This is a genomic window from Turicibacter sp. HGF1, from assembly GCF_000191865.1.
Lineage (GTDB): Bacteria > Bacillota_I > Bacilli_A > MOL361 > Turicibacteraceae > Turicibacter > Turicibacter sanguinis.
Genome location: NZ_AEXQ01000059.1, coordinates 55,950 through 82,741 on the forward strand (window position 1 = coordinate 55,950; position 26,792 = coordinate 82,741).

The 26,792-nt window shown below is 35.9% G+C and carries 26 protein-coding genes and 1 other annotated feature; all 26 genes read right to left on the reverse strand.

The genetic code is table 11. The annotated features are described in order from the left end of the window. Nucleotides 1-85: 85 nt before the first annotated feature. Nucleotides 86-2,236, reverse strand: coding sequence for a 1,3-beta-galactosyl-N-acetylhexosamine phosphorylase (gene gnpA / locus HMPREF9402_RS05490; RefSeq protein ID WP_009606760.1), 2,151 nt, complete (start codon nucleotides 2,234-2,236; stop codon nucleotides 86-88). A 15-nt stretch (nucleotides 2,237-2,251) separates the two neighbouring features. Beyond that, nucleotides 2,252-3,082, reverse strand: a complete 831-nt coding sequence (locus tag HMPREF9402_RS05495) for a carbohydrate ABC transporter permease (RefSeq protein ID WP_009606802.1) — start codon at nucleotides 3,080-3,082, stop codon at nucleotides 2,252-2,254. A gap of 14 nt (nucleotides 3,083-3,096) precedes the next feature. Continuing rightward, a complete protein-coding gene (locus HMPREF9402_RS05500; RefSeq protein WP_009606771.1) occupies nucleotides 3,097-4,053 on the reverse strand; it encodes a carbohydrate ABC transporter permease in 957 nt (318 codons plus the stop codon). Between the two features lie 246 nt (nucleotides 4,054-4,299). Then, nucleotides 4,300-4,455, reverse strand: coding sequence for a hypothetical protein (locus HMPREF9402_RS14515; RefSeq protein WP_009606786.1), 156 nt, complete (start codon nucleotides 4,453-4,455; stop codon nucleotides 4,300-4,302). Between the two features lie 133 nt (nucleotides 4,456-4,588). Beyond that, nucleotides 4,589-4,714, reverse strand: coding sequence for a DUF2812 domain-containing protein (locus HMPREF9402_RS14130; RefSeq protein ID WP_129821420.1), 126 nt, complete (start codon nucleotides 4,712-4,714; stop codon nucleotides 4,589-4,591). Nucleotides 4,715-4,739: 25 nt separating this feature from the next. Beyond that, nucleotides 4,740-4,925, reverse strand: a complete 186-nt coding sequence (locus HMPREF9402_RS05505; protein WP_006783563.1) for a hypothetical protein — start codon at nucleotides 4,923-4,925, stop codon at nucleotides 4,740-4,742. Between the two features lie 418 nt (nucleotides 4,926-5,343). Continuing rightward, nucleotides 5,344-5,493 carry a hypothetical protein gene (locus HMPREF9402_RS14520; protein WP_009606742.1) on the reverse strand — a complete coding sequence of 50 codons (150 nt, stop codon included), beginning with the start codon at nucleotides 5,491-5,493 and terminating at the stop codon, nucleotides 5,344-5,346. Nucleotides 5,494-5,554: 61 nt separating this feature from the next. Continuing rightward, nucleotides 5,555-5,827 carry a hypothetical protein gene (locus HMPREF9402_RS05510; protein WP_009606756.1) on the reverse strand — a complete coding sequence of 91 codons (273 nt, stop codon included), beginning with the start codon at nucleotides 5,825-5,827 and terminating at the stop codon, nucleotides 5,555-5,557. A gap of 122 nt (nucleotides 5,828-5,949) precedes the next feature. Then, nucleotides 5,950-7,617 (reverse strand): hypothetical protein, encoded by a 1,668-nt coding sequence (locus HMPREF9402_RS05515; protein ID WP_009606740.1) that lies wholly within the window; start codon nucleotides 7,615-7,617, stop codon nucleotides 5,950-5,952. A gap of 124 nt (nucleotides 7,618-7,741) precedes the next feature. Then, the gene (locus HMPREF9402_RS05520) at nucleotides 7,742-8,140 is read right to left on the reverse strand and encodes a hypothetical protein (protein WP_229040216.1); all 399 of its coding nucleotides are present in this window, start codon (nucleotides 8,138-8,140) and stop codon (nucleotides 7,742-7,744) included. Between the two features lie 154 nt (nucleotides 8,141-8,294). Beyond that, nucleotides 8,295-9,692: a carbohydrate ABC transporter substrate-binding protein gene (locus HMPREF9402_RS05525; RefSeq protein ID WP_009606743.1), complete on the reverse strand. Its 1,398-nt coding sequence runs from the start codon at nucleotides 9,690-9,692 to the stop codon at nucleotides 8,295-8,297. Nucleotides 9,693-9,782: 90 nt separating this feature from the next. Next, on the reverse strand, nucleotides 9,783-11,018 hold the full coding sequence (locus tag HMPREF9402_RS05530) for a response regulator transcription factor (protein ID WP_006783557.1): 1,236 nt from the start codon (nucleotides 11,016-11,018) through the stop codon (nucleotides 9,783-9,785). A gap of 16 nt (nucleotides 11,019-11,034) precedes the next feature. Beyond that, complete coding sequence (locus HMPREF9402_RS05535; RefSeq protein WP_006783556.1) at nucleotides 11,035-12,804, reverse strand: sensor histidine kinase; 1,770 nt, start codon at nucleotides 12,802-12,804, stop codon at nucleotides 11,035-11,037. A gap of 137 nt (nucleotides 12,805-12,941) precedes the next feature. After that, nucleotides 12,942-13,811 (reverse strand): tagatose bisphosphate family class II aldolase, encoded by an 870-nt coding sequence (locus HMPREF9402_RS05540; protein WP_009606776.1) that lies wholly within the window; start codon nucleotides 13,809-13,811, stop codon nucleotides 12,942-12,944. Continuing rightward, complete coding sequence (locus tag HMPREF9402_RS05545; protein ID WP_009606796.1) at nucleotides 13,805-14,971, reverse strand: SIS domain-containing protein; 1,167 nt, start codon at nucleotides 14,969-14,971, stop codon at nucleotides 13,805-13,807. Before HMPREF9402_RS05545 ends, HMPREF9402_RS05540 begins: the two co-directional genes overlap by 7 nt. A gap of 174 nt (nucleotides 14,972-15,145) precedes the next feature. Further along, complete coding sequence (locus HMPREF9402_RS05550) at nucleotides 15,146-16,069, reverse strand: phosphotransferase enzyme family protein (protein WP_009606772.1); 924 nt, start codon at nucleotides 16,067-16,069, stop codon at nucleotides 15,146-15,148. A 340-nt stretch (nucleotides 16,070-16,409) separates the two neighbouring features. Beyond that, nucleotides 16,410-17,135: an amino acid ABC transporter ATP-binding protein gene (locus tag HMPREF9402_RS05555; RefSeq protein WP_006783552.1), complete on the reverse strand. Its 726-nt coding sequence runs from the start codon at nucleotides 17,133-17,135 to the stop codon at nucleotides 16,410-16,412. Then, nucleotides 17,128-17,814 carry an amino acid ABC transporter permease gene (locus HMPREF9402_RS05560; RefSeq protein ID WP_006783551.1) on the reverse strand — a complete coding sequence of 229 codons (687 nt, stop codon included), beginning with the start codon at nucleotides 17,812-17,814 and terminating at the stop codon, nucleotides 17,128-17,130. Before HMPREF9402_RS05560 ends, HMPREF9402_RS05555 begins: the two co-directional genes overlap by 8 nt. 27 nt (nucleotides 17,815-17,841) lie before the next feature. Next, a complete protein-coding gene (locus tag HMPREF9402_RS05565) occupies nucleotides 17,842-18,615 on the reverse strand; it encodes a transporter substrate-binding domain-containing protein (RefSeq protein WP_006783550.1) in 774 nt (257 codons plus the stop codon). 174 nt (nucleotides 18,616-18,789) lie between these two features. After that, nucleotides 18,790-19,011, reverse strand: a binding site (T-box leader). A gap of 161 nt (nucleotides 19,012-19,172) precedes the next feature. Beyond that, the gene (locus tag HMPREF9402_RS05570; RefSeq protein ID WP_006783549.1) at nucleotides 19,173-19,757 is read right to left on the reverse strand and encodes a precorrin-2 dehydrogenase/sirohydrochlorin ferrochelatase family protein; all 585 of its coding nucleotides are present in this window, start codon (nucleotides 19,755-19,757) and stop codon (nucleotides 19,173-19,175) included. A gap of 86 nt (nucleotides 19,758-19,843) precedes the next feature. Continuing rightward, complete coding sequence (gene hemB, locus HMPREF9402_RS05575; RefSeq protein WP_009606769.1) at nucleotides 19,844-20,815, reverse strand: porphobilinogen synthase; 972 nt, start codon at nucleotides 20,813-20,815, stop codon at nucleotides 19,844-19,846. Between the two features lies 1 nt (nucleotide 20,816). Next, complete coding sequence (gene cobA / locus HMPREF9402_RS05580) at nucleotides 20,817-22,325, reverse strand: uroporphyrinogen-III C-methyltransferase (RefSeq protein WP_009606768.1); 1,509 nt, start codon at nucleotides 22,323-22,325, stop codon at nucleotides 20,817-20,819. Next, complete coding sequence (gene hemC / locus HMPREF9402_RS05585; protein ID WP_009606761.1) at nucleotides 22,315-23,220, reverse strand: hydroxymethylbilane synthase; 906 nt, start codon at nucleotides 23,218-23,220, stop codon at nucleotides 22,315-22,317. The genes cobA and hemC overlap by 11 nt, the downstream gene beginning before the upstream one ends. A gap of 1 nt (nucleotide 23,221) precedes the next feature. Continuing rightward, nucleotides 23,222-24,001 (reverse strand): sirohydrochlorin cobaltochelatase, encoded by a 780-nt coding sequence (locus tag HMPREF9402_RS05590; RefSeq protein ID WP_009606788.1) that lies wholly within the window; start codon nucleotides 23,999-24,001, stop codon nucleotides 23,222-23,224. A gap of 69 nt (nucleotides 24,002-24,070) precedes the next feature. Continuing rightward, nucleotides 24,071-25,366: a glutamate-1-semialdehyde 2,1-aminomutase gene (gene hemL / locus HMPREF9402_RS05595; protein ID WP_006783544.1), complete on the reverse strand. Its 1,296-nt coding sequence runs from the start codon at nucleotides 25,364-25,366 to the stop codon at nucleotides 24,071-24,073. Between the two features lie 17 nt (nucleotides 25,367-25,383). Continuing rightward, a complete protein-coding gene (hemA, locus tag HMPREF9402_RS05600; RefSeq protein WP_009606778.1) occupies nucleotides 25,384-26,619 on the reverse strand; it encodes a glutamyl-tRNA reductase in 1,236 nt (411 codons plus the stop codon). Nucleotides 26,620-26,792 lie beyond the last annotated feature (173 nt).

Genomic DNA, 26,792 nt, shown 5'->3' on the forward strand with positions numbered 1-26,792 from the left:
TGATCCCCCTTAAAAAATGGCCATAAAGGTTTTTCCTTTTACTCTATTCATTTAAAAGCGATATCCTTTTAGATATCGCTTTTTACTATTCAACGTCTAACCAAATTAAATCCATTTCATTTAATGTAATACGATGCTTCACTTCTCCACGCACATAAATTTGTGCCTCTTGAACCTCAAAGCTATTATTGTATACCGCTAGCTTTTTCACTTCAGGGAAGTAAGTACACTCCACTTCACAGCTATCCACATAATAAGTCATTAGCTCTGATTCTTGATGAGCCGCATAATAAATCGCACGTTGTAAAAGTCTTGCATTTTGAGCGCTATAAGGTAACCCTGCGATGTAAACGCCACGTCCGCGTCCATACTCATTGACTGATAATAAAATATCATTTTGATCCATCGCTAAAATCGTCGTATGTTCACCTTTTTTAAATACGCCCCTCATCCCACGACCAAAATCAATCTCCGTCTTTATATCCTCAAGAATGAAATGTTCCTTTGTTAACTCATGATACTTACGATAGCTAAGTCCATACGTAATATCTTTATCAACTCCGAGTACATCGAACAATTGGAAGTACTTCCCTTGATGTTGAATAGCTGTTGGTTCTCCAATTCCGATAAATCCACCCCCATTATAAACCCACTCACGAATCGTTGTAATCACTGTTTCATCTAACCAATTTTCACCACCACTCCAAGCCGTCATCGCATCTCCAGAGTTAATCATAATCCCGATCTCCTCAGAAATTCCATTCTGCTTAATATCCTCAAAATTAATAAACTCCACGTCAAACGTCATCCCCGACAATGCCTCAAGTACTCCAACATACGAATAAATCTCTTTATACCAAAGCGCATGCGCGACTTGATTTGTTTGCCAAGAACGAAGTTTACCAAAGCAATTTAAAATCGCCACTTTAAAGGGAGCCTTATATCCTTTCGTACCTTGCACCATTTCATGAAACGTATGAAACTCATTTGAAATTCGCTCCACCACGTCAACAAACTCAGGAAACTGTAAAGCCAGTGACAGATACCCACCATATCCAATCCGATCAAGAGGGCTTTGCATAATGGCACGTCGTCCTTGGATCCAGTTTTCCTTCGCTTCAGTAACAGGATCCCCCTCTTCACAAAATACATCAGGGAAGAAATAAGGTAAGAAACGTCCTTCTGTATACTTGACGCCTGGAATATCAGAAATCATACGAAGTGTGGTTCCATTTCCAACTGATCCAACCACTGAATCAATGCCTATCGCTTCAAAATATTTTCCATAAGGCTCTGTTCCAATCCAGTTATCACCTAAAAACATCATGGCTTCTTTTTTATGATCATGCGTCATATCCACGAGGACCTTCGCCTCACGACACACAAACTCCGATTGAAAATCTAAAAAGTCTAAAAACTCTTTAGTTGGAATTCGGAATGGATTATTAAAATATCCTTCATCTACGACATATTCAGCTTTTAAGGGATATCCTTTAGCTTTTTCAAATGCTTGAATGGCTTCGTGGCTAAGTGTTGAACTATAACCGAACCAATCCACAAACTTTTCTTTTTTCATTTCATTATAAATGAGTGTAAAATGATAGAAAAACGTTGTAAACCGAACCACATCTACTTCAGGATGCTCGCTTAACCATTCATTTAAATAGCCTTTAATATGGGAATTCGTCAGAGGATGTCTCATATCATATGGCATTTCATGCTCACGATCCCCCCAATCATTCGTTAAATGATTGTACATTTGAGTTGGATCCCAAATTTGATACATTAAGAAGTTAACCGTGTACTCATGATAAAGAATAGCATCAACTAATACAACAACTTCTTTTTCATCATCATAAAACCACTTCTCATGACCGACTTCCTCACCTGTTGTTCGGTCAATGACTTGCCAATAACGATGATAATCTTTGGGATTGACTTTAAATTGCTCTTTAAAAATTCCTTTCATCAGATCAATGATTAAATACTTATGAAAAGCAATCGTTGGTTCACTCATCATATAAAGTTGTTGTAATTCTTCTTTGTGATCTTTTGCCCACTGCTGATCATTCCGTGTTGTTAAGTACGTTTTATACACTTTTAAACCAAGTTCTAAAATACGATCATCTAGTTTTGTTCCATCTGAATCTCGAATCGCATCGGCATGCCAACGCGTCATCACCTCTCTTAATCTTTCATACTCTACGTTATCAATTGGTAATGTAAATCCTGACATTTAAATTCCCCTTTCTTATCCTTTAATTCCACCGACATTAACACCTTCAGTTAATTTTTCATTTAAAATCGCATAGATAATCACAATTGGAATTAATACAATGACCATCCCCGCAAATAAAGCTCCCCAGTCTGTTGAGAATCGTTGAACTTCCATTAAATTTTGAAGCCCAATTGGTAACGTCTTTTTGGCGTCATCTAAAATAAACGTAAATGCCATCGGGAACTCGTTCCAATAAGCCATAAAGTTAAAAATAACAATTGTGACAATTCCTGGTTGAATGAGTGGCATAATCACTTTCGTCATGATTTGGAAACGATTGGCCCCATCCATCACTGCTGCTTCTTCATAACTTCTTGACACACCTCGAATAAAGCTTGATAACAAGAAAATCGTAAATGGTAAACTTGAAGTCGCATAAATAAGGGCTAAAACGACTAAGTTATCAAGTAAATTTAAATCTTTTAATAATGAGAATAATGGAACTAACACATACGTTGCTTGAATAAATAAACCAGCGCTAAATACAAACATTATGAATTTTGAAGCAAAGAATCGATAGCGTGACAAACAGTAAGCAGCCGGTACGGCTAAGCAAAGTGAGAATAAAACCCCCATGACACTCACCAAAATGGAGTTAAAAAAATACGACCCCATGTTGGCGGTTGACCAAGCATTCGCATAATTTTCAATATGAAGTGACGCTGGAAGCGCCCAAACATCCCCGAAAAATTCCTGTGTCGTTTTAAACGATTGAACAATAGTCCATCCGAGTGGAATAATAATTAAAATTGACACCAACCATAAAATCAATCGAAGTACTGTTCCCGATAAAAACTTTTTCATCGTTACACCTCCCCTTAAAATTCAATCGCATCTTTATCTGTTAATTTTTGAATCATGAATGACAACGTAATCGCTAAAATAAACACCACCACTGCAATCGCCATCGCATAACCGTAATTCGCATTCGAGAACGCCTGTGAATACATGTAAGTCAGTGGAACTTGTGAGGCATTATTCGGTCCACCACTTGTCATTACCGTCACAAATGTGAACGTTAAGTTAAATGCTCCTGTAATAAAGAACACTAAGGTGACACGTAAGATTTGCCAAAGTAAAGGAAGCGTGATTTTGAAAAATTGGACGCGTTTGCTAGCACCATCAATATCAGCCGCTTCATATAAATCGACTGGAATTTGATTAATCCCTGCAATATACATCACCATGTAATAACCCGTGGCTTGCCAAACCATCGTCGCAACTAAGCACCACAGTACGGTGCTCTTTTGTCCAAGCCACGTCTGCTTTAAGACCTCAAATCCCACCACATCTAAAAATCCATTAAGTAATCCTAAATTATAGTCGTATAAATAAAGGAATAACACCCCAATCACAACCATTGATAAAATATTAGGAAAGAAAATAATCATTTTAAAAAACTTCTGCTCAAACTGATGAAGTCTTCCCTGAGTTAACATTACTGCAAATAACATGGCGAGCACCATTGTCATTAATGGGAAGAATACCAGTACAAACACCATGTTTTTCATAGCAGTGAGAAAGATTGGATCCGCAAATAACGTTTGAAAATTTTTTAGCCCAATAAACGTTGCTTCCCCCCCGAGTCCACTATATCGATAAAAAGACATCATAAATCCTTTTGCCATCGGATATAAAATAAATAAACTAAATAACAACACAGCAGGTAAAACACAAACCGCAATAAACAACCGATCTTTCCCTTTACGGCTCATCCCTTTTTCTTTTTGTGTCCCCCCAACTTTCATTGCTTTTGATTTTTTTAAAGCCTCCAAGACACTCCCATCCCTTCTTAATCTTGATTTATAATACACCCCTATTTTAACAAGCAATGTAAGCGATTAAAATTTATTATATTGACGTTCATATGGACAAATTTGTCCCCACTAAAAAAAGTGATTTCATGGTGAAGTCACTTTTACGATTCTTAAATTTTTAATTGTTTTTTATAAACTCTACGTTCACGCTTAAACAACCGAACCAATTTTAATAAATATAGGATAAATCCAACTGACACGAAGTTAAGCAGTAAGTGATTGCCAAGATTCATCATCAGCGTGATCGTTAATAACCCCCCCCGCTACAATGTATGCATTACAAATTGTTTTGACATATAGAATAAAATCTTCATAATCTGTCTGTAACTTAAATGCTTTTTCATCCTGATGTTTTTTCACGCAAACGAACTTCCCCAATCGAGTACTTGCCAAGATTCAAGTTTTTAGTGAAAACCCTCATGCCTAGTCCCTCTAAAAATGCTTCATACTCTTTTAACTCAGCGAACGACTTATCTGCTACAAAGTCTACCTCCTAACAGACAGCTCCTCGTTGACAGGCTTCAAATTTATAACCCCAACGACTCGTCTTAACTAATTTCCATCCTTCTTCTGCCATTTTATTCAACCAATCTTCTTGTGGTTCAAACGGATTCAACAAGATTTTATATACTTTTTTACTTATTCTACTCTCTACCCTTCATGATTTTTTTCGCTGTGTGGTAAAGTGATTCTAGACGATTCAATTCTTGCACTGCAATTTTTCGTTCAAGTTCAGTGATGATGTATACCTTCTTTCGTAAGGATTCACCGTCATCTAAAGCTTCTTGAATCCATCCTTTTTTATCTAATGTTTTAATCGCCCCGTACAAGGTTTACGCTCCCAAAACTAAACGTCCCTCTGTTCGTTCTTCAATAAATTGCATCATTCCATAACCGTGATTCGGCTCAAACACAGCTAATAAAATAAAAAAGGTTGTTTCCGTTAAGGCTCACCCTTTCACATAATATCGCATCCCTATCCTCCCCTATTCTGTTTACTGTAATAAAACCACATCACTAAATGGAATAGTTTACTATTTTGAAAATAAAAGATTACAAATAGATAGAAATAACAACCTTAAATAGGCATAATTAGTGGCAATTCTCATTCAAGCTATTTTAAAATACTATCAAAATCGTGTTTATTTAGGAGCAAAACAAACTAAATATAAATCACTCATCACCCGCTTAACAGGGGCGCTTATTTCATTTTAACGTTAAAATGAAATAAAAAACGACAAGTTCATCTTAAACTTGTCGTTTTTTTGGATATTGCTCAACTTCTTCCTCATCTGTTGCCTGTCCTTTTTTATATAAAACTCCAAAAATTGATAATCCGATTAATCCTCCCCATATTAATACTTGTACAAGTGTCATAATGAGTTGCTGATATTCCATCAATCCCACTCCTTCCACTTCTTATTATTCCAAATTAATCTATTTTTATACAATAAATCCCTTATTCGTTTGATTCACCATATCTCACAACTGTAAATAAAACCCATCCAAATACCGCTAAAATAAATGAACAAATCATCGATACTCCTACTTCACTATTTAAATAGTATGAACCACATCGCACATATTCTATCACACGCCAAACACTGACTCCACTCATCAAAAAGGGTAACAAAAGTCCCCAAAATACTTGTTTTTGCTTGGACAAATAAATCACTAATCCAATATACACATTCAGTCCTAAAATTAATCCTAATGCATACAAAATATCCATTGTTAACCCTCCTTTTTTAAACCCCTTACATTACATATATATTCACCTCCCCCCAATCTATTGACACAAAGACGACATGATTCCATAAAAAAAGTTGCCTGGCCCTGACCAGACAACTCAAATTATTTCATTGGTACGCTTAAAATAAACTTCACTAAATCACCATCATCCACCATTTCAAAACATCCCTCTTGATTTTCAACCGTCATCTGGATCCATGTCACTAACTCTGAGGAAATCTTTGCTTCATGACTCGTCACATAACGTAACGTCATCTGCACGAACTCATTCATCTCGTCTACTTCTAAATAAACACGAGAATTTGCTAAAGCATCAGTGGCAATCGTCGTAAATAATTGTTCCATCACGGAAGATAACTGATTTTGATGAGCTAAGACCGTCATTGAAGACGTCGGCAGTTTAGTTTTTAATTCAAACTCATTAAATGATTCTGGCATCTTAGCTAAAACATCTGCCATTAACTTCGAAAAATTAACTTCTGTTTTCATACTTTGACTTTCACTTAAATGAAGTAGCAACTGGAGTTCTTCCTGAACTGACTTCATTTCTTCAAGTAATGCCACATCAGTCTCACAAGACATCGCTTCTTGAAGCTGATGTTGTAAGTTCGAAAGACGATGACTTAAAGAAGACACCCTTTCCTTCATCAAAGCAAACGCAGGAGATTCCTGATACACGACTCGTTCCTCAATCACAGTTTCAACGTCTGATGTCTTTTTGAACAAACCAAACAGCTGGCCAATCATCGTATGGCGGCGTAACATTTTCCAAGGACCAATGATAAAGAACTCTTTCACATAAAGCGCATGAATGGCTATGACAGCAATAAAAGCACTCCAACAGAACACATTCATTAAATGAACAATTCCCGCTACATAATCGGTATTAACACTCCACTGCACTATCTCAGCTAATGCGCCAGTTTGCGTCGCAATGATTAAAAATGGTGCCCCCATGATAGCAAAGCAAGTTGCAATCACAAATAAAAATCTAACTTCAAGTGGTACAAATAATAATCCCTTAACTAATCCTGATTCTTTAATCCATCTAAAGGGTAAAACAAAAATAACTAAAATCGTCACCAGCGCCATCACGATTAAATAAGGAATGCTAACCATCACATAATTCTCCATCCCAAAATCATTTAACTCGTAATAAATCGGTCCATTCATCGGTAAATCCTGTGGAACTCCAAAGACAAACGTCATATTCTTAATATCATATTGGTGGTCATAATATGAGTCAAACTCTTGCTGCATTAAACGTTCAAAATCAAAACGATCCGCCCCGTAAACGTCACCAATTGATACATTCCCTTCCGAATCAAACGTTACGGTTGTCACAAACTGATAACGTGATTGTAATTCATTCCATAACAACTCATCTGATGTCGTCACTAACTGCTTTAATAGATCAGCTTCACGTGCCTCCTCATGTGATCCATCTGTATTCACAGCGTAATAATCTAATTCAGCCGGATAGCGGTCTAACGTATATTCCCAATATGATAACTCATCATAAAAATTCCCCTCATTCGTTCCTGTTTCATCACCCGATATCTCTTGAAATTCGTATGCAAGATACAAACTACTATTTGCCAATCGCCTAATAAATTGATAGCTTTCAAAATATGGCGTTTGCATTTTTTTAACTTGCTCTGTCATCTTCGGATACTGGCTATATACAAAATTTCCACCCGAAATAATCAATCCGGTCATCAAGAGATAACCAAGTCCCCGCTTCAGACTATTTAAAATAGTTGAGCTCATACTCAACACCACCTTTCCTTAAACTCATGATGTCATTATAACTAATAAATCTTAAAAAAAGGTCAGGTGAATTCTTAATTTTTTCTTAAGATGAAAAAACAGCGAAAAATAATTCGCTGTTATCTTACTTATTATCTAACGACTCAACAAACTCATAAGGCGTCATCCCACTATACTTCACCTCAAAACATTCCACTCCACGCCAAACATGACGCGAATCATTGCCGTTAAAAGAAATCATTTGCACCACTTCATCATCTTTATACAACACATAATAACTAGACTGCACCAAATACATATCTCGATCGGCTATCCGTCTCCCTAACTTTCCACTGCGAAGAATCCTCATCATTCCTCTAAGCTCATCAGGTGCTGTGATTGTGATCACCTCTGTACGAGACACGTCCTCATCACTTGCCAACAACACCTCAATCTTATCCACCTCATCAACTTGCAACAAATTAAACTGCTCCTGACAACCTATCAAACCAAAAAAGCACAACAACACAATCCATCTCTTCAAGCAACATCCCCCCTCCTACTATCATTTTAATCATATCATTCGACAAATATGAACCTTAAAATAAAAAAAAACGTTGCTAGAAAAATCTCTACTAAAAAATAAGCTTTCCTAAAAAAAACCACTCTCAACTATTGAGAATGGTTTTTCATTAGAATTATTCTTGGCTTTCGCGTACTTTATCTGAAGCAACCTCTAGATTAGCAGCCCAATCAGATGCTGTTAACTCTTTATTCATAATTGAACTAATCGGTTGGAACACTTCATTTTTCATATTAATTTCAGTATTAGTCGCCACTTCAAATCCAACCATAATTGGCAACACATCTGATTCATCAAAAATTTTAAAACTACTATAGTTAGATGCTGGAACATATTCTTTAGCCATTTCCACTGCACCTTCAATTGGAACAACTGCATGATTCAACTCGGCATTTAATGCAACAATTTCATCTTTATATAAATAACGCATGAACTCTTTTGCTAATTCAACATTAGCAGCATCAGATGGAATGTACATTTCTTCAATCCCGGTCGCAACATAGCGAGTATCTCCTTCATTAAACACTGGAGATGTCATGAATCCCCATTCCCAACCTTCTTGAATGGCATCTTTCATTTCATCTTCATACCAGTTACCATTTGGCAAGAATAGAGCACTACCTTTTAAATGTTCGGTTTGTGCTTGGGTATGATTCATGGCAACCGTCCCTTTTAATAAATAATCACCTTCAGCAATTTGTTGGAAAATTTCTAGAGCTTTTACGACATTTTCATCTTCCCATGCTCCATCAGCATAAGAGAAAATATTCTCAACTGCTTCTGCGCCTGCTGCTCCCGCAATGGCTGGCCATACAATGGATTCATTATATCCTGGATACATCCCTTGGTATGTAAATAAGCTTAATCCTTCTGATGCAGCAGCATCTCCTAAAGCAAAGAACTCATCCCAAGTATTTGGAGCTTCCCATCCTTTTTCTGCAAATAATGCACTGTTATACCAAAGGCCTGTTACATTGTAATAAAGGGGAGCTAAATAAACAGTTCCATCTCCATAAGGGGCTGTTAATTTATTATCTAAGAATCCTGGTAACATTTTATCTTTAATTGGTGTTGATTCCCCAGGTGCTGGTTGTGAAAATACGTCACTTAAATCTGCTAACTTTTTGTCTTTAATTAACGCTTGTGCAACACCTGATTCATTTGTTGAGGCAAAATAAATGAAATCTGGAGCATTTCCAGCCGCTAATTGAGGACGAATCACATCTCCGATTTTTGGACTTGCAGTTAACTCAACGGTTACATCTGGATAATCGGCTTCAAAACGTTTGGCAACTTCTTCCCAAAACGCTTTACCATAGCCCCCTTCAAATACTGCGACTTTTAAAACTTCTTGCTTCTCATCTGTTGATGTTGTTTCCTCTTGTGTTGGTGTTTGCTCTGATGTTTCTCCCTCAGGTTTTGTCGTCGTTGCATCGTTTGATCCTGAACATCCGACTAACAATAATGACATCATCAAACTAGCAGATAATGCACCCAATAGCTTTTTCTTCATTTCTAAATCCCCCTTATTTAAGATAGATTAAAATCGCTTACATCATTATTCTAAGATTAATCCCCCAAAATTAAAATAACTTAAACTGACTTAGAAATGGACTTTTTTGACCCGTTCTTGATACTCGGTGGGATTTTCTCCACAAAACTTCTTAAACACACGATTAAAATAAAGTTGATCCTTAATTCCAACTAACTGCGCAACTTCTTTCACTTTTATGTCACGTTTTTTTAGTAACTGCTTTGCCTTAGAAATTCTTAGTTCATTCAAATAATTATTCAGCGTTTTATGTGTTTCAATCTTAAAAATACGACTCAAATAGGCCTCATTCAAACACGCATAATCTGCTAGTTCCTGAAGTGTAATTCGTTCGACATAATGTTCATGAATATACGCAAGGACCAATTGGACCTCAGGTCGATAATGGGCCAACTCCTCATCAGAAATAAGGGAAATCTGTTGATCCGGTCTTACTTGATCTTGAAATAGCTTCGTACAAGCAGCCAACTTAACTCTCGAATCAATCACGACTCGTTTTGAAGCTTGTAAATCGGTATTTAAATAATTACGAACACTTCTCACAACCTTAATCCAACGATCGGTTATAATCAGATCTTCTAACACTTCTCGCTCATATAAAATAATAAGTACTTTCTCATGATTAATATGGACCACATCAAAATCAAATCCCCTAAATTGCTCCCTAATAATGGCATCAATATACGGAAATTGATCATCTTCAATCTTGTCATTTTCTTTCACTCTTAAGCGATATAAACTCAGTTGCGGTTCAAATAAATGATACATCTTCACATACCGATCAAGTTCATCCTCACTATAATAAATGTCCCCTTTTAAAACGGTTGTTAAAAAACTTTTTCTCCCTATTTTAAAATGATGAACCTCATTTTTTTCATCTTCTTCTAATTTACGTTTTTTTAACTGCTTCTCATTCAATTCAACTTTAATCTGTTTAATTAAGTTAATTAAATCCTCTGTTCGTAAATTAATCTTAATAAAATAATCCATTGCCCCTAATTTCATCGCCTGACGGACCAAATCATAATCGCTATGATTGCTCAATACAATCACCTTAGTTTCCATATTTCTTGCCTTCATTTCTGCCATTAATTCTATGCCGTTCATTTTTGGCATTTTTAAGTCTGTTAAGACAACGTCAACCTGATTGTTTTTTAAGAATGCAAGTGCCTCTGCTCCATTTTTGCAAACCCCAACCACCTTACATCCTTCTTCTTGCCAATTTATTACACTTTGTAAATAAATCCTTACAATTTGTTCATCATCAACAATTAAAATATTTAACATGACTAGCCCCCCCCAATTATAACTGCTTAGGTATTTTAATAACTACTGTCGTGCCTTCATTTAAACGACTTAAAATCTTAATATCTCCCTCTGATTGATAACAAAGATTAATTCGTTCAATGACATTAATCATTCCAATTGAAGATAATTTTCCGTCTAACTTCTCCTTCGACTTCTTCTCTAACACCTTTTCTACATCAAATCCTGCTCCATTATCTTCAACATATAAATAAATCCAATTGAGCATATCTCGCACCTTAATCGTAATTTTTAAATCCTCTTCCTCATTCAAACCATGCAATAAACTATTTTCAACGATGGGTTGCAAGATAAAACGTGTAATTTTATAATCTAAACAATCTACTTCAATATCCACCGTAAAATGAAACGTATCTCCATAACGATTTCTTTGAATCGTCATATAATCCTCTACATTTTGAAGTTCTTGACTAATTGGAATCAATTCATTGGTATCACTAATCGTTGCCTGCAATAATCGACTTAAAGCCCCAATCGTATTGCTAATGGTCTTAACATTCGACATTTCTGCCATCCACTTTATTGAATTTAACGTATTAAATAAAAAGTGTGGGTTAATCTGAGCCTGTAGCATTTTAAGTTCAAGTCGCCTTTGACTTTCATTCGTCTCATTCATATCTGAAATCAAATCTTTAATAAATTGAATCATAATATTAAACTCTTTGTACAAATACGTCATCTCGTCATTTCCATCCTCACGTTGAGGGTCTGTCAGTTCGATCGTATTTATACTTTTCATCGTCATAATCAATCGATTCAACGGTCTAATAATACTTTGCCACAGCAAAAACGAAATCAAAGTTACGATGACAATCAAAACTATAATGCCAATTAAAAGTGACTTTACCACTTTTAAAACTTCACTTAAAATATACGTATTTGGTGTACTTGAAATCAAATACCAATCATTATAACTGACATACTTGTAACTCACGAGGTTATAAGTAAACATCTTAGTTCCCTTATAATCCCCCTTCAAATAGCATTGCTTCAAAAACTCATCTAAATCAAAATGAGTGGGTTGCCCAATCGAGGTTACCACATCCCCCTCTAAATCAAGCAACATCAAACCACCTACACCACTAATCATCCCTTTTTCTAAAATATTTTGCATCCTTATCTCATCAATCGCAATGAATAAATATCCCATCGGTGTATGCGGATTGCCATTGGTTATCTTCAAAATAATACCGATATATCGTCCATCTCGACTATAAAAACTTTTCTTCAGAGATGATTTTCCACTCTCTTCAAGTTCTTCGATACAGTTAATCATGAAATCCGTATTAACATATCGATAACCTTGAGCATATAAAAAATCCTTATTTACATTCAAAATTGAAATATCCGCCGCTAACGTCAACAAAGAATAATTTTGTGAGATGATTTGTTCGACTTCACGTATAAATTGAACTTGCTCATTAAGAGTCATCCCCTCTGATTTTTGAAGCCCTTGGCGAATCGTGGATGAAAACAAAAGTTGCGTTCCAAAACTTTCAACATCTTGAATAAATAAGGATAAATTATCTGCTAAAATCTCATTCGTACTCTCAATATGATTCACATAATTAGAACGAATCGATCCATAAATGATATGGATTGAAATACTGCCAATCATCACAATCGGCGCAATTGAGACTAATAACATAACTGTTATCAACCGTTTATAAATACTAAACTTTCGAAACAAAAGTTCAAGTTTCTCTCTGACAATATAATATTGCCTTCCCCATTCTAACTTTTTCATTCGACTCCCCTCTTTTAGTAGCGCTTTCTTTATTTTATCATAACCTACACAAATTTTCCATTTTATTACCTTAGTCTTTACTAAAAGAATGACATAAAAAAAAGAGCACAACTCATTGTATGCTCTTTTTAATCTATTTAACCTACATTTTTAGTAACCTCTTCTAAATTTGAACCACACATGGCGATTTTTGTCGCCACTAACTCCCCCATTTTTTCTTTGGCAGGTAAGAAATAATAGCGTGGGTCCGTCGCATCGGGATGCTCATTAAAATAAATCTTTAAACTTTCACTGAAAATATTTTTAAGCTCTGTTGCGACATTCACTTTACAAATTCCTAAATTAATCGCCTCTTGAACCATCTCTGTTGGAACACCTGATGCCCCATGTAACACAAGTGGAATATCAATGACCTGACGAATTTGTGCTAATCGTTCAAAATCTAGTTTAGGTGTGCTTTTATACATTCCATGAGCCGTTCCAATCGCAACTGCTAACGAGTCAATCCCTGTTTCACGAACAAAAATCTGTGCTTCTTTAGGATCAGTTAAGAACGCATCTGCGTCCTCTACCACTAAATCATCTTCACGTCCTCCAAGCTTTCCAAGCTCTGCTTCAACTGTGGCTCCATATTTTTTAGCAAAATTAACAACATCACGTACAATCTCAATATTTTCTTCAAACGGATGCTTTGAGGCATCAATCATAACTGAACGACACCCAAGTTCAATTAACGCTTTAATATCCTCCACATTCTCATGATGATCTAAATGAAACGTAATTGGCACATTGACTTGCTTCGCCATCGCTTCTGTAATCGCGATTAAATTTTCGCCTCCTGCATATTTCACTGTTCCAGGAGTTGCCGCTAAAATAACCGGTGAATGCAAACGATTCGCTGTTTCAACAACTGTTTGGATGGTCTCTAAATTATGGATATTAAAGGCTGGAATGGCATAACCATGGCGTTGTGCCTCGATTAACATTTCTTTCGTATTTATTAACATCCTTTTTCCTCCTTAAATTGATAAATCGTAACTCCTTTTACCACGCGATTAACCTCTCCCGTCGGACAAGGATTATCAGGCGTAATCCCTAAACTTAACGACTTCTTAAGAGCCAAAATTTGTCCAAATGCTAAATACTGCATTCCTAAAATCACATTATTTTTAATCGCACGTCCGAAATAAACAGAATCATCAGCCACGTGATCATTACATAACACCAACACTTTATTTTCCTTACGTTCTGATAACAACTCGCGGATTAAATCTTCATCATAGTATTTTGGATAAGTTTGATTATTTTTAAGCACTACTATCAACGTTTTATCATTAATGACTGATTTAGGTCCATGTCTAAATCCTAGTGGTGTATCGTAATTTGCATTGACAATTCCAGCTGTTAACTCAAGTGTCTTTAATGCCATCTCACGTGCAATACCTTTAAGTGGTCCTGATCCTAAGAAAATTAAACGATCATAGTCATATGTTAAAATCTCATTAAATAAGTCCGTATTATTAAATAAATCAAGTAAATTTTCTCTCACATTAAATAAATCAGTTTGTAAATTATGTAATGTCTTCAAATTAAAAATCGCAATATTCGTTAAAATCATTGACGTGCAACTACTTGTCATTGCAAAACTCATATCATTTGTCTCATCAGGCATTAACAATAATAATGAGCCCTCATCCTCGCTTGCAAACTGAGCTAATTTTCCCTCTTTATTACAGGTAATGACAATTTGATACAAGTTGCGCACTAATTGTTTGGCTAACTGAACGGTTGCTACACTCTCAGGACTATTTCCAGAACGAGCATAAGAAATTAATAACGTTGGTTTTTCAGGCAACAAATAGCCAAATGGATTTGCCACAATATCTGTTGTTGCAATCGCACGAACAGACTTTTTAGTTAACTGATGTAAATAGGGCTCTACGACCTCACCAGCAAAAGCTGATGTTCCTGCTCCTGTTAAAATAATCTCTAAATCCTCATGCTCTAACACCTGATCTAAGAAACTTTGAATGACCTCTTTATGAGTTGAAATTTGGTGTAAGACTTTTAACCACACATCAGGCTGCTGATGAATTTCTTTCGCCGTATAAATTCCATTCCACGCTTCTAGATTCGACTGTTCATACCCTAAAATTTTTTCTTCCATCTCAACTCTCCTTCCAAACTTTACCTTCCCCTTTATTGTAATCGCTAAACATTTAACTTTATATAGACAAAATTGACTCCTATATAGATAAAAAAAGATAGCCATTCCTAAAGGTTAGGCTAAAATGAACTCACACTTCACTATATGAAAAAAATAGGAGTACTATGCGCACTCCTATCTTAAATATTCCATTAAAAGGCCCCCATGATCAACTAACCACTGATGTTGCTTTTGTAAGGATAAGAGCTGTTTTTGTAAAAAAAGCTCGCTCTCAATAGCCTCTGTTTCAATCCCACGCTCATGACGCTCTAAAAAATGAAGCATCACATCTAATCTTCTCAGCCTAATCAACCATGGAATCATTAAAATCTCCGCTTCAGTTAATGAAACCACTGACTTATACCCCTCACAAAATGCCTTTAATCCATTAAAATAATCATCCTCTTGCAATAACTCCGATAAACAAATCGCTACTTCCATCGCTCTTAAATCCCATGTTACAAACTCAAAATCCAAAATGGCACATGGCATCCCCAAATCATCCATTAGCATATTCGAACAATTAATATCCCCATGAATCAACTGATGAGGTAACGCCTTAAATTGCGCCATCAATCCCTTCACTTCTTCTAACAACTCCTGTACCAACCCGGTTGCCTTCACCATAGGATACGATTTCTCAAGCTCATAATATGGCAAATACTCTCCCTCACCTACAAATACATCCCGTAGCTTCACACTCAGTTGTCCCACCATTTTTCCATACGCAACATACTGATCAATACGCTCTAACTTTAAATTCTGACCCTTCTTAAACTCAAACACAACCGCTAATTTCTCCCCCACCTTAGCCATCGTTTGACCATCCTTCGTCAAAACAATTCGAGGAACTGGCAACACTTGAAGCTGATCAAGCACTGCCTGTTCAACCAAAATCCTCGAAACATCCGCATGATTTTGATACACCCGCATCATATATTCTCCACTCTCCTGGCGAATGAACCTTGTCAGATTATTCATGCCAGATGAACCATGCAAAATCTCACACTTTCCATCAAAATATAACGTTAACGTTTTTAATAGCTGTTGTGTCTCCATCTCTAAACCTCCTAAACTACTGCTATTATATCACTTCTAAGAATATCTCCTCCACCTTAGTCATAACCCTAAATAACCATTTCCTTAAGGAGATATCTTTTTACTATGCCGCGCTTACGCCCTCTTATTTTATACACTCATCCTTTTTACACAACCTTCTCACCCTTTCATCAAAAATAGAGTCTGTGCCTTCCTCGTTACCCTTTATCCCTTAACCTAGGCCAAAGCTTTTAACAGTTCATTAAATTTCTAAAATAGCTCCTCTATGCAAAAGAGTTGAATGTTCAACTCTTTTTTTATGCATGAAAAAAACCACCCGATTGAGTCGGGTGGTTTCATCTTAATACATAACTTTCGCTAAAAACTCTTTTGTACGGGGATGAGTTGGTGACGTAAATAATACTTCCGGCTTCGTATCTTCTAGAATTTGACCTTCATCAATAAAGATGGCACGTGTTGCTACATTTCTGGCAAATCCCATCTCATGAGTGACAATCGCCATTGTCATGCCACCTTCTCCTAGTTCTTTCATGACATCTAATACTTCTTTCACCATCTCAGGATCAAGTGCTGAGGTAGGTTCATCAAATAACATTAACTTCGGATTTAAAGCTAGTGATCTCGCAATGGCCACACGTTGCTTTTGTCCACCTGATAACTTAGATGGATACGCATCAAACTTATCGGCAAGTCCAACACGTGTTAACAAATTAAGTGCAATCTCATCCGCTGACTTATCATCCATTTTCTTTAATAACTTTAACGCTAATGTAATATTTTTTCCAACCGTCATATGCGGGAATAAATGAAAGTTTTGAAAGACCATCCCGATTTGTTCACGAACTTGATTTAAATCAGTCTTTGGATCTAATAAATTTGTTCCCTCAAATAACACTTCTCCTTCCTCAGGAACCTCCAATAAATTTAAGCAACGTAATAACGTCGATTTTCCTGATCCAGAAGGTCCGATAATCGCAATAATTTCTCCCTCTTTAATCTCTAAATTAATAGAGTTGAGGATTTTTTTACCATGAAAAGATTTTGATAACCCACAAACTTTAAGCATCTTGATGTAATCTCCCTTCTAAAACAGATAATAATTTTGAACATGACGCCGTTAAAATAAAATAAATCACCGCCGCGACCACATAAACACCAAAGGCATTAAACGTTGCCGCTTGAATCATATCTGAATTATACATTAAATCGCGTAGTCCGATCACTGACACAATTGCTGATTCCTTAATAATGACAACAAATTCATTTCCAAGTGCCGGTAAAATATTTTTCACTGCCTGTGGTAAAATGACATGCTTTAACGTTTGTTTCTCACTTAAACCAAGTGAACGCCCCGCTTCAAATTGCCCTTTATCAACCGCTTGAATTCCAGCTCTAAAAATCTCTGATACATAAGCCCCTGAATTAATCGCTAAAGCAATGGCTCCAACTAAAAACTCAGCTGAAATCCATCCAAACGATGGATAACGTGTATGCAATAACTGTGGCACCCCAAACCATAAAATAAACAATTGAATCATTAATGGTGTTCCCCTAAAAAAGGCCACATAGGCATCGGCTAGCTTACTTAAAACTTTTCCGAGCATCCCTTTAGCATTAAACTTTGTCAACGAAACCAAAATTCCAATAAGCGTTCCAAAGAATACGGTAATCAATGCTAACGCAATCGTCACACCCGTTCCCTTTAACAACATCGGATAATAATCAACTAAAAATTCAAAACTCATTTTTCTCACCTGCACTCCCTAAAATCATTATTGATTTGAAATTGTAATCGCCTCTTCTAACATCTCATCTAACTTACCGTTCGCTTTTAAACTCGCGATAACCTCATTCACTTTCTCAACTAAATCTGTTGAACCTTTTGGCATCGCAACTGCCATATACTCCTCAGATGAAACTTTTAAATCAGCCACTTCTACATTTTCAAACTGCTCAGCGTAACGATTCGCAATTTCTTTTCCAACAATCACCGCATCAAGATTCCCATTACTTAACTCTAATACAATCGCTTGAGTTGTTGCTAACTCTTTAACATTCTCAGTTAACTCATAAGCAATTGGTGACTGTACACTTCCTAATTGTGTCCCAATTTTAATCCCTTTTAAATCATCTTCCGACTTAATTGAGTCAACACTTTCAGTTCTAATTAACACAGCATTTTCCCCTGTATAATAAAGATCTGAGAAATCAACTTGCTTTTGACGCTCCTCATCAGGACTCATCCCTGAAATAACCATATCAACCTGACTCGCTTGTAAAGCTCCTACTAAACCACTAAAATCCATTTGCTTAAACTCAACTTTAACACCTAACTCATTCGCAATTTCTTCTGCTAACATGACATCAAATCCAACTAACGTCTCCTTTCCATCAATCATTTTTACTGATTCAAAAGGTGGATAATCTGCCGATAACCCGACTAATAAACTTCCGTTCTTTTCGATACTTTCAACACTCACACCATTTTGTGAACATCCTACCACGCCCACTAACATTAAACCTAAAATCATTAACATTTTTTTCATCGTTTTCTCCTCCTTGTATAAATTGATTTGAATCGATTTTTTTTGACAATTAAAAAAGACCGCCTCTTTCATCAAGAGGCGATCTTTCAACCGCGGTACCACTCTTATTGATCCAAGTTTATCTTATCAATTAATAGTGGCTATGTTTATAAAAAAAGGTCATCTCTTATAAACATAAGAGACGACCTACTGACCGCGTTACCACTCTAATTGATACAAAAACTTGCATCCGCTCTGCTCATTAAGGGGAGTACCCGATTATCATACTCTATACGAGGTATATTTGTGATAATCTCCATAGAAGGGCGTTTCACACATAAGCATTGGCTAGACTCACACCTACTCTAGCTCGCTTTGCAATTAACTTATGGCTACTTTCTTCGTCAAAGGATTTATTCAAATCAAATTGTTAAATACATTTTAAGGTAATTCATTTCAAAAATCAAGAACAATTTTAAAAAAATTTAAACTTATTTTTAAACTGCAGCTTCATCTCTAGCACCTGAATATAGCAAAACAATGCTCACACACTACTCTAATTTTGATAAAATTTAATCTTATAAATACTTTCTACTTTCTTCTTTTAATGCCTCATAATCTAATGAAATCAACTCTTTAATTAGCTTTCGCCTCACACCAACATCCTCATACCTCTTCATAATAGCTTCTCGTAAACTCCCTAAAAGATTGACATATTCCTCATAAGAATCATCATACTCCACCGCTAACTCACGGCTAATCTTCTTCGCTAAAGCGGGGCTCTTTCCCCCCGTTGAAACACTTAACAGTAAATCACCTCTTTTTACATAAGATGGAACGATATAATTTGAAAGCATCCGATTATCTACCACATTCACAAGTTTTTTATGTTGATGGCAATACTTTGCAATCTCCTCATTAACTAACCGATTATCTGTTGCTGCCACCACTATTTGACTACTTTCAATATATCTTTCATCATACTTATCCTGCACTAACACCACATTCTCTAACTCATAAAAACTATCTAAAAAATGAGGTGCTATGACTTTAACCGATTTATTAAACTCAAGAAAGTTCTTACATTTTCGATAAGCTACTTCACCGCCTCCAACAATCACAATTTCAAACTGATCCAACTCTAAATTGACCGGATAAAGCAAAAAAAATCACCTTCATTTCTTCATATAGCCTCATTATAACACAAAAAAACTGATGACTATCGCAAGCGTCATCAGTCTTTTTATGTTTATTTTTTTAACATCTTTGCCAAATCTTTAGCGAAATACGTAATAATAATATCTGCTCCCGCACGTTTAATCGACATCACCGATTCATAAATGGCTCCCTCTGCTAAAATCCCATTTTTAACTGCCGATTTTAACATGGCATACTCCCCACTCACATTATAGGCTGCTAATGGAAGATCAAACTCATCCTTCACACGGCGAATGACATCTAAATAAGAAAGGGCTGGCTTCACCATTAAAATATCAGCCCCTTCTAATACATCTAGTTCTGCTTCGATTAAGGCTTCATTTGAATTAGCCGGATCCATTTGATACGTTTTTCGATCTCCAAAAGCCGGCGCAGAGTTAGCCGCCTCACGAAACGGTCCATAAAACGTTGACGCATATTTAACACTGTATGACATAATCGCAATACTCTCAAACCCTGCTGCATCTAATCCTTCACGAATCGCTTTAATACGTCCATCCATCATATCAGATGGTGCAATCATATCTGCTCCTGCCAACGCATGACTCACGGCAATCTTCGTTAAATACTCAAGGGTCAAATCATTCTTAACATACCCTTCCTCATTTAAAATTCCACAGTGTCCATGACTTGTATACTCGCACATACAAACATCTGTAATGACATTCATAGCAGGATTCACTTCTTTAATTTTTCGAATGGCACGTTGAATTACTCCATTTTCATTAAATCCTTCACTTCCACATGCATCTTTATCCTCATCATGAGGAATTCCAAATAAAATCACATGCTCAATTCCAAGTTCGCCTAACTCTATAATTTCGGCCTCTAATTGATCTACTGAAAAATGATAAACATCTGGTAACGATGAAATCTCACGTTTAATTCCTTCGCCTTCGACAATAAATAACGGATAAATTAAATCCTCAACATTTAACTTCGTTTCTCTTACTAAATTTCGAATTGCTTGACTCGTTCTTAATCGACGTGGTCTTCTTAACATTCTAATGGCCTCCAATCATCGCTTCAACAAGCGCATCAATACTTGCTTCCTTTGCTTCCTTGTATACTTCGATTTTTAAATCTTGCAATGTTTTAGAGGTCACAGGTCCTATTGATATGACCTTTGTCTGATTCAATTTTTCTAAATAATCAGTCCCTAACATCTTAACAAAATTCTTAACCGTTGCCGAACTAGCGAACGTCACATAGTCAACCTGATGATTGGTTAATAGCTCAGTGACATCCTCTTTCATACTTGTATCCATCACACTTTCATACGTATGAACCTCATGAACGGAACAAATTTGACCTAACGTCTCAACCAAAACATCTCGTGCATTCTTAGCTCTTGGAATTAACACTCGATCCTCAGGTTTTAATACGTCTCTTAACTCCTCACAAAGAGCCTCTGAAACAAATTTAGATGGAATCAAGTCAGCCTTAATCCCGCGGTCTTTCACCGCCTTGGCCGTTGCACTTCCTATCGCACACACCTTCAAATGAGCCAATGCCCTTGCATCAAATCCTAATTCATCTAACTGATCAAAGAAAATATCCACCGCATTCTGACTACTCAAAATTAAATACGTATAATCTTGTATCTCCTTAATCGCTTGCTCTAATTCAACATTATCCTTAATCTTCTCAATCCTAATCGTTGGCACCTCAATCGGATTTCCACCTAAATCCATCACCTTCTCAACCAACGAACTACTTTGAGTTCGGCTACGTGTCACCATCACATTTTTTCCAAACAACGGCTTATTCTCAAAGAAATTCAATGACTCACGCAATCCAACAACCGATCCCACCACAATCAACGTTGGTGGCTTCACCTTCTCCTTAATCGCCGTATCGTAAACCTCATCAAGCGTTGAAGTAATCACTCGCTGATTAAAACGTGTTGCCCAACTAATTAACGCTACCGGTGTTTTACCATCTTTACCTTCTCTCATTAAACAGTCGCTAATTTTTTTCAAATTAGCCACCCCCATTAAAAAGACTAACGTTCCGCCTATATTCGCCAAAGCATTCCAATTAATCTCAGGATTTTCCTTATCATCTGCTCTTAAATGCCCCGTCACCACATGAAATGACGATGCATGATCACGATGAGTAATTGGAATCCCTGCATAACAAAGTCCTCCAATAGCAGACGTAATACCTGGTACTACCTCAAACTCAATTCCCTCAGACTTTAACGCTTCTCCCTCTTCACCTCCACGACCAAAAACATAAGGATCCCCACCCTTTAATCGTGTCACGATCTTACCTTCCTTCGCTTTCTCAACAATCACACGATTAATATCATCTTGAGGTAGCGTATGATCACTAGATGCCTTGCCAACATAAATAATCTCACAATCGGGTTTAGCTTCCTTTAAATAATGAACATTCGCTAATCGATCATAAACAATAACATCTGCCTGCTGAATACACTCTAGTCCCTTTAACGTTAATAACTTATAATCACCTGGCCCTGCTCCTACAAGATAAACCTTACCTTTCATAATTGTCATACTCCTTTAAAACAAACTGTGCAACCTCTAATCCTAACTCAATCGGTGACTCAATTCCACCTTCTAAACACTTCCTCACCAGACAATTTCCATTCTCACTTCCATAAAGGCCTGTTAACTTAAGCTTTTCACCCTCTAATTCACAATACGCTCCCATTGGAATATGACAGCCACCATTCACACCTGCTAAAAAGGCTCTTTCTGCTGCTACCCTAATTTCAGTTTCAACATCTTTAATACTCTCTATTAACGCTTCAATCTCTAAATCTGCTTCCCTAATCTGAATCGCTAATGCTCCTTGAGCTGGAGCCGGCACCATAATATCAACTGGAATATAACTACTAATCATTTCACTCATTCCCGCTCTTAATATCCCTGCAGCCGCAAGTACGATTCCATCTAAATTCTCATCCTCTATTTTTCTAATTCTCGTATCAATATTTCCCCTAATCGATAAAATATCTAAATCTGGTCGATATTTTAATAATTGATACTTTCTTCTTTTACTTCCCGTTCCTATTTTAGCCCCTTTAGGCAAATCCTCTAACGTTTTATATCCATCTTTTAAGATTAGCACATCTCGTGGATCTTCGCGTTTAGGAACCGCTGCAAACTTTAACCCTTTGGGCAATTTTGACGGCATATCTTTCATACTATGAACAGCTATATCAATTTCTTTATCTAATAATTGTTGCTCTATTTCTCTTACAAATAACCCTTTATCTCCTATTTTATCCAACGAAACATGTTGAATCAAATCACCTTTTGTCTTGATGATTTTAACTTCAAATTCCACCTCAGGATGATATTTTCTTAACTGATCAATCACCCATTGCGTTTGCGTCAGCGCTAATTTACTTCCTCTTGTACCGACCACTACTCGCATACTAAACCTCCTTTAAGCACTCTTGCGCATGTTTTAAAAACTTATCTTGGATCCCAATATTCTCTCCTAGACCTTTCAGTTGAACATTCACAACAAATCCTTCGGACTCCAATACATTTTTCCATGAATCTTGACTATTGCCTATCATCTCTTTTTTAGCATGGTACCCTACTACTAACATCATAGGCATTAAATTAACCGTCTTTACTTGACCAGCCTTTAATCGCGGTATCACCTCTTCTAATCTAGGCGTCCCTTCAATCGTTCCTACATAAGCATTGATACCATGCGATCTTAAAGCAGACTCAACTCCTAAATACTCTTGATTACATTTATGAGACATCCCATGTCCCATAAATACAACGGCCTCATCTTTATTCATGGCAAACAACTCATCTTCTAAAGCCTTTGCTACCTCCTCGTAATCATGACCAACTGACAATAAAGGCCTCCCTAATAAAATTTTTTTGAATTTATGTTGATAGGCTTCTACCTCTTCTTTTAATTGATTAAACTCATCTCCGCAAATAATATGCAAAGATTGCACTAATACTTCATCATATCCTTTTTCTAATATTTGTGATAAAGCCTTAGTTGGGTTATGAATCTCTACTCCTTCTCGTTCTTTTATCTTACTGATAATCTTATCAGATGTATATGCCCTATAAAAATCATAATCTTTAAAAGATTTATGTATTTTTTTCTCACAAGCCTCTATTGTTTTTTCTCGTGTTTCTTTATGGCTTGTTCCATAACTTACAACTAATACAGCTTTTTTCATCATTTATCTCCTTGAAACCTTTAAAAAATTAACCTAGCCAAATGGACTAGGTTTTTATCACATAATAAATCATTCTTGATGAGCCAATTTTAATGCTTCGTAATTTGCTTCAATTGTTTTTTCAATATCTTCATCCGTATGAGCATTGGATAAGAACATCGCTTCATATTGACTAGGACCAATTAAAATTCCTTGACTTAATAACGCTTTAAAATACTTATTAAATCTATCGATATCGCATCGCTTAGCATCATCATAATTTTCAATAGGTCCTTTAGCAAAGAATAAACAAACTAATGAACCCGCACGTGTTACCGTATAATCTAATCCTAGCTTCTCTAAATTAGCTTTAATTCCCTCTTCAAGTTTTAGAGCTTTTCGATCTAATTCAGTATAGATTTGCGGGTTATCCCTTAAAATTTCTAAATTCTTTTTCCCCATATACATAGCTAATGGGTTACCGGATAAAGTTCCAGCTTGATAAACTGGCCCGACAGGAGATACAACACTCATAATCTCTTTTTTTCCGCCGTATGCACCAACAGGAAGTCCTGCTCCAATAATTTTTCCAAAGCAAACCATATCAGGTTCAACGTTAAAATAAGCAGGAGAACTATGATAATCAATTCTAAATCCAGTAATAACCTCATCAAAAATTAAAACAGCTCCATATTCAGTACATACCTCGCGTAATAATTCAATGAATTCTTGTTTTCCTTTAACTAGTCCCATATTACCAGAAATAGTTTCTACAATCACAGCGGCTATCTCATTTCCTTGTTCCTCAAAAATACGTCTAACAGCTGCTAAATCATTATATTTGCAGACTAAAGTGTGTTTAACCACATCTTCAGGCACTCCAGGACTTGTTGGCACCCCATAAGTAATGGTTCCAGAACCAGATTGAACTAATAGTGCATCTGAATGACCATGATAGCATCCCTCAAACTTTAAGATCTTATTTCTATTGGTATATCCTCTTGCAACTCGTAACGCACTCATTGTCGCTTCAGTTCCTGAATTAACCATTCGTACCTGATCAATAGCTGGATAGGCATCTACAATAATCTTGGCCATCTCAACTTCGATTTGTGTTGGTACCCCAAAACTTGTCCCCTTTTTAATCACGTCTTCGATTCCATCAGTTAATTCTTGCGGAGAATGGCCTAACATAAGAGGTCCCCAAGAACAAATGTAATCAATATATTCATTACCATCTACATCATATATCTTGCTACCATGGGCATGATCAATAAAAATTGGACTCAACCCTACTGATTTAAATGCTCTTACGGGACTATTAACTCCGCCAGGTATATATTCAATTGCTTCTTCAAAAATTTTCTGTGATTTTATATTTATCATCCTGTTGCCTCCTAATACTAGATATCAAATAATTCCTCAATTAACTTAATATACTCATCACGTTTATGTTTATTATCAATTTGTTTTAGATTAATAATAGGCTCTCTTATTAATCGTTTTAAGGCCGATTCCATCATCCTATCAATCAATTTTCTCTCTTTTGCATCCAGATTTATTTTTTTAAATAAGTAATCTAAACTATCCGATTTAATTTCCAAACATTTTTCATTTAATGATTGAATGGTTGGGTCAATGTTAGCTAACTCTAGCCACTGTAGAAACTCTTCTATTTTACGATTAATAATTTGACGTCCAATTAGTGCTAACTCATTTCGCTTATTATCATTCTCTTCGTGTATTTTCTTTAAGTCGTCAATATCATAAAGTTCAATATTATTCATTTTTTTAATAGCTGGATCAATATCGCGAGGAAGCGCAATATCCATCATGCAAATCTTATGATCAATCGTTGGCATATGCTCTAGCTTTAAAATAACATGAGGAGAGGCAGTAGCTGTTATAACTAAATCAACATCATTCAATACATCGTACCGATTTTCATATAGAATAGGCATGACATTAGTAAACCTATCGCCAATATCCTGAACTTTGCCGTGACTTCTATTTGCCACATAAATCTCATTAACCTGCTCATCATTCAGATAAGTAATCGCTAATTTACTCATCTTTCCATACCCAATAACTAAAGCATTCTTTCCTTTTAACGAACCTATTTTTTCTTTTAAAAGTTTTATAGCTATATAACTAATTGATAAAGGTTGCTCAGAGATTTTAGTCGTATTCTTAATTTCTTTAGCGGTCATAATTGCTTCTCTAAAGAGTTTATTAAAATACTTTTTACTTGCCCCAAGTTGCATAGAAAATTCATGGGCTTTTTTTACTTGTCCTAAAATTTGATCTTCACCTAAAACAATAGAATCTAGACCAGATGCCACCTCAAATAAATGACCCATTGCCCGTTCTCCCGTTTTTGAAAATAGGAAATTTTTTATCTCATCATCATGAAAGAATTCTTCATAAAAATTTTTAATAACATTAATCTTTTCGTCAATTGTATTAGCATGAATGTAAATTTCACTTCTATTGCATGTAGATAAAATAACAATTTCATTGATATCCTGATCCAACAAAACATTTATAGCTTCTATTTTTTGAGAATCTGTAAATGAAACTTTTTCCCTAATCTGTATTGGAGCCAAGTGATGATTGACACCTATAACTGCTACATCCATAACTAACCTCCATTGGTATGTACTCTTATTTAATAAGTTCAATACTAGTATACCCCAAGTAAACTTTATTTGTAAATTTCATTTCATTTAAAGGAAAACTTTGATCATTAGAATAAAATTATATTTAAAAACATAAAAAAAACACCCTAATAAGGATGTTAATAAATTTTTGG

Excerpts from the sequence above, each read along its gene's own strand:
- gnpA (WP_009606760.1), bottom strand. The coding sequence starts at position 2,236 with ATGTCAGGATTTACATTACCAATTGATAACGTAGAGTATGAAAGATTA.
- HMPREF9402_RS05495 (WP_009606802.1), bottom strand. The coding sequence starts at position 3,082 with ATGAAAAAGTTTTTATCGGGAACAGTACTTCGATTGATTTTATGGTTG.
- HMPREF9402_RS14520 (WP_009606742.1), bottom strand. The coding sequence starts at position 5,493 with ATGGAATATCAGCAACTCATTATGACACTTGTACAAGTATTAATATGG.
- HMPREF9402_RS05510 (WP_009606756.1), bottom strand. The coding sequence starts at position 5,827 with ATGGATATTTTGTATGCATTAGGATTAATTTTAGGACTGAATGTGTAT.
- HMPREF9402_RS05515 (WP_009606740.1), bottom strand. The coding sequence starts at position 7,617 with ATGAGCTCAACTATTTTAAATAGTCTGAAGCGGGGACTTGGTTATCTC.
- HMPREF9402_RS05525 (WP_009606743.1), bottom strand. The coding sequence starts at position 9,692 with ATGAAGAAAAAGCTATTGGGTGCATTATCTGCTAGTTTGATGATGTCA.
- HMPREF9402_RS05530 (WP_006783557.1), bottom strand. The coding sequence starts at position 11,018 with ATGTTAAATATTTTAATTGTTGATGATGAACAAATTGTAAGGATTTAT.
- HMPREF9402_RS05535 (WP_006783556.1), bottom strand. The coding sequence starts at position 12,804 with ATGAAAAAGTTAGAATGGGGAAGGCAATATTATATTGTCAGAGAGAAA.
- HMPREF9402_RS05540 (WP_009606776.1), bottom strand. The coding sequence starts at position 13,811 with ATGTTAATAAATACGAAAGAAATGTTAATCGAGGCACAACGCCATGGT.
- HMPREF9402_RS05545 (WP_009606796.1), bottom strand. The coding sequence starts at position 14,971 with ATGGAAGAAAAAATTTTAGGGTATGAACAGTCGAATCTAGAAGCGTGG.
- HMPREF9402_RS05550 (WP_009606772.1), bottom strand. The coding sequence starts at position 16,069 with ATGGAGACACAACAGCTATTAAAAACGTTAACGTTATATTTTGATGGA.
- HMPREF9402_RS05555 (WP_006783552.1), bottom strand. The coding sequence starts at position 17,135 with ATGCTTAAAGTTTGTGGGTTATCAAAATCTTTTCATGGTAAAAAAATC.
- HMPREF9402_RS05560 (WP_006783551.1), bottom strand. The coding sequence starts at position 17,814 with ATGAGTTTTGAATTTTTAGTTGATTATTATCCGATGTTGTTAAAGGGA.
- HMPREF9402_RS05565 (WP_006783550.1), bottom strand. The coding sequence starts at position 18,615 with ATGAAAAAAATGTTAATGATTTTAGGTTTAATGTTAGTGGGCGTGGTA.
- hemB (WP_009606769.1), bottom strand. The coding sequence starts at position 20,815 with ATGTTAAGAAGACCACGTCGATTAAGAACGAGTCAAGCAATTCGAAAT.
- cobA (WP_009606768.1), bottom strand. The coding sequence starts at position 22,325 with ATGAAAGGTAAGGTTTATCTTGTAGGAGCAGGGCCAGGTGATTATAAG.
- hemC (WP_009606761.1), bottom strand. The coding sequence starts at position 23,220 with ATGCGAGTAGTGGTCGGTACAAGAGGAAGTAAATTAGCGCTGACGCAA.
- HMPREF9402_RS05590 (WP_009606788.1), bottom strand. The coding sequence starts at position 24,001 with ATGAAAAAAGCTGTATTAGTTGTAAGTTATGGAACAAGCCATAAAGAA.
- hemL (WP_006783544.1), bottom strand. The coding sequence starts at position 25,366 with ATGATAAATATAAAATCACAGAAAATTTTTGAAGAAGCAATTGAATAT.
- hemA (WP_009606778.1), bottom strand. The coding sequence starts at position 26,619 with ATGGATGTAGCAGTTATAGGTGTCAATCATCACTTGGCTCCAATACAG.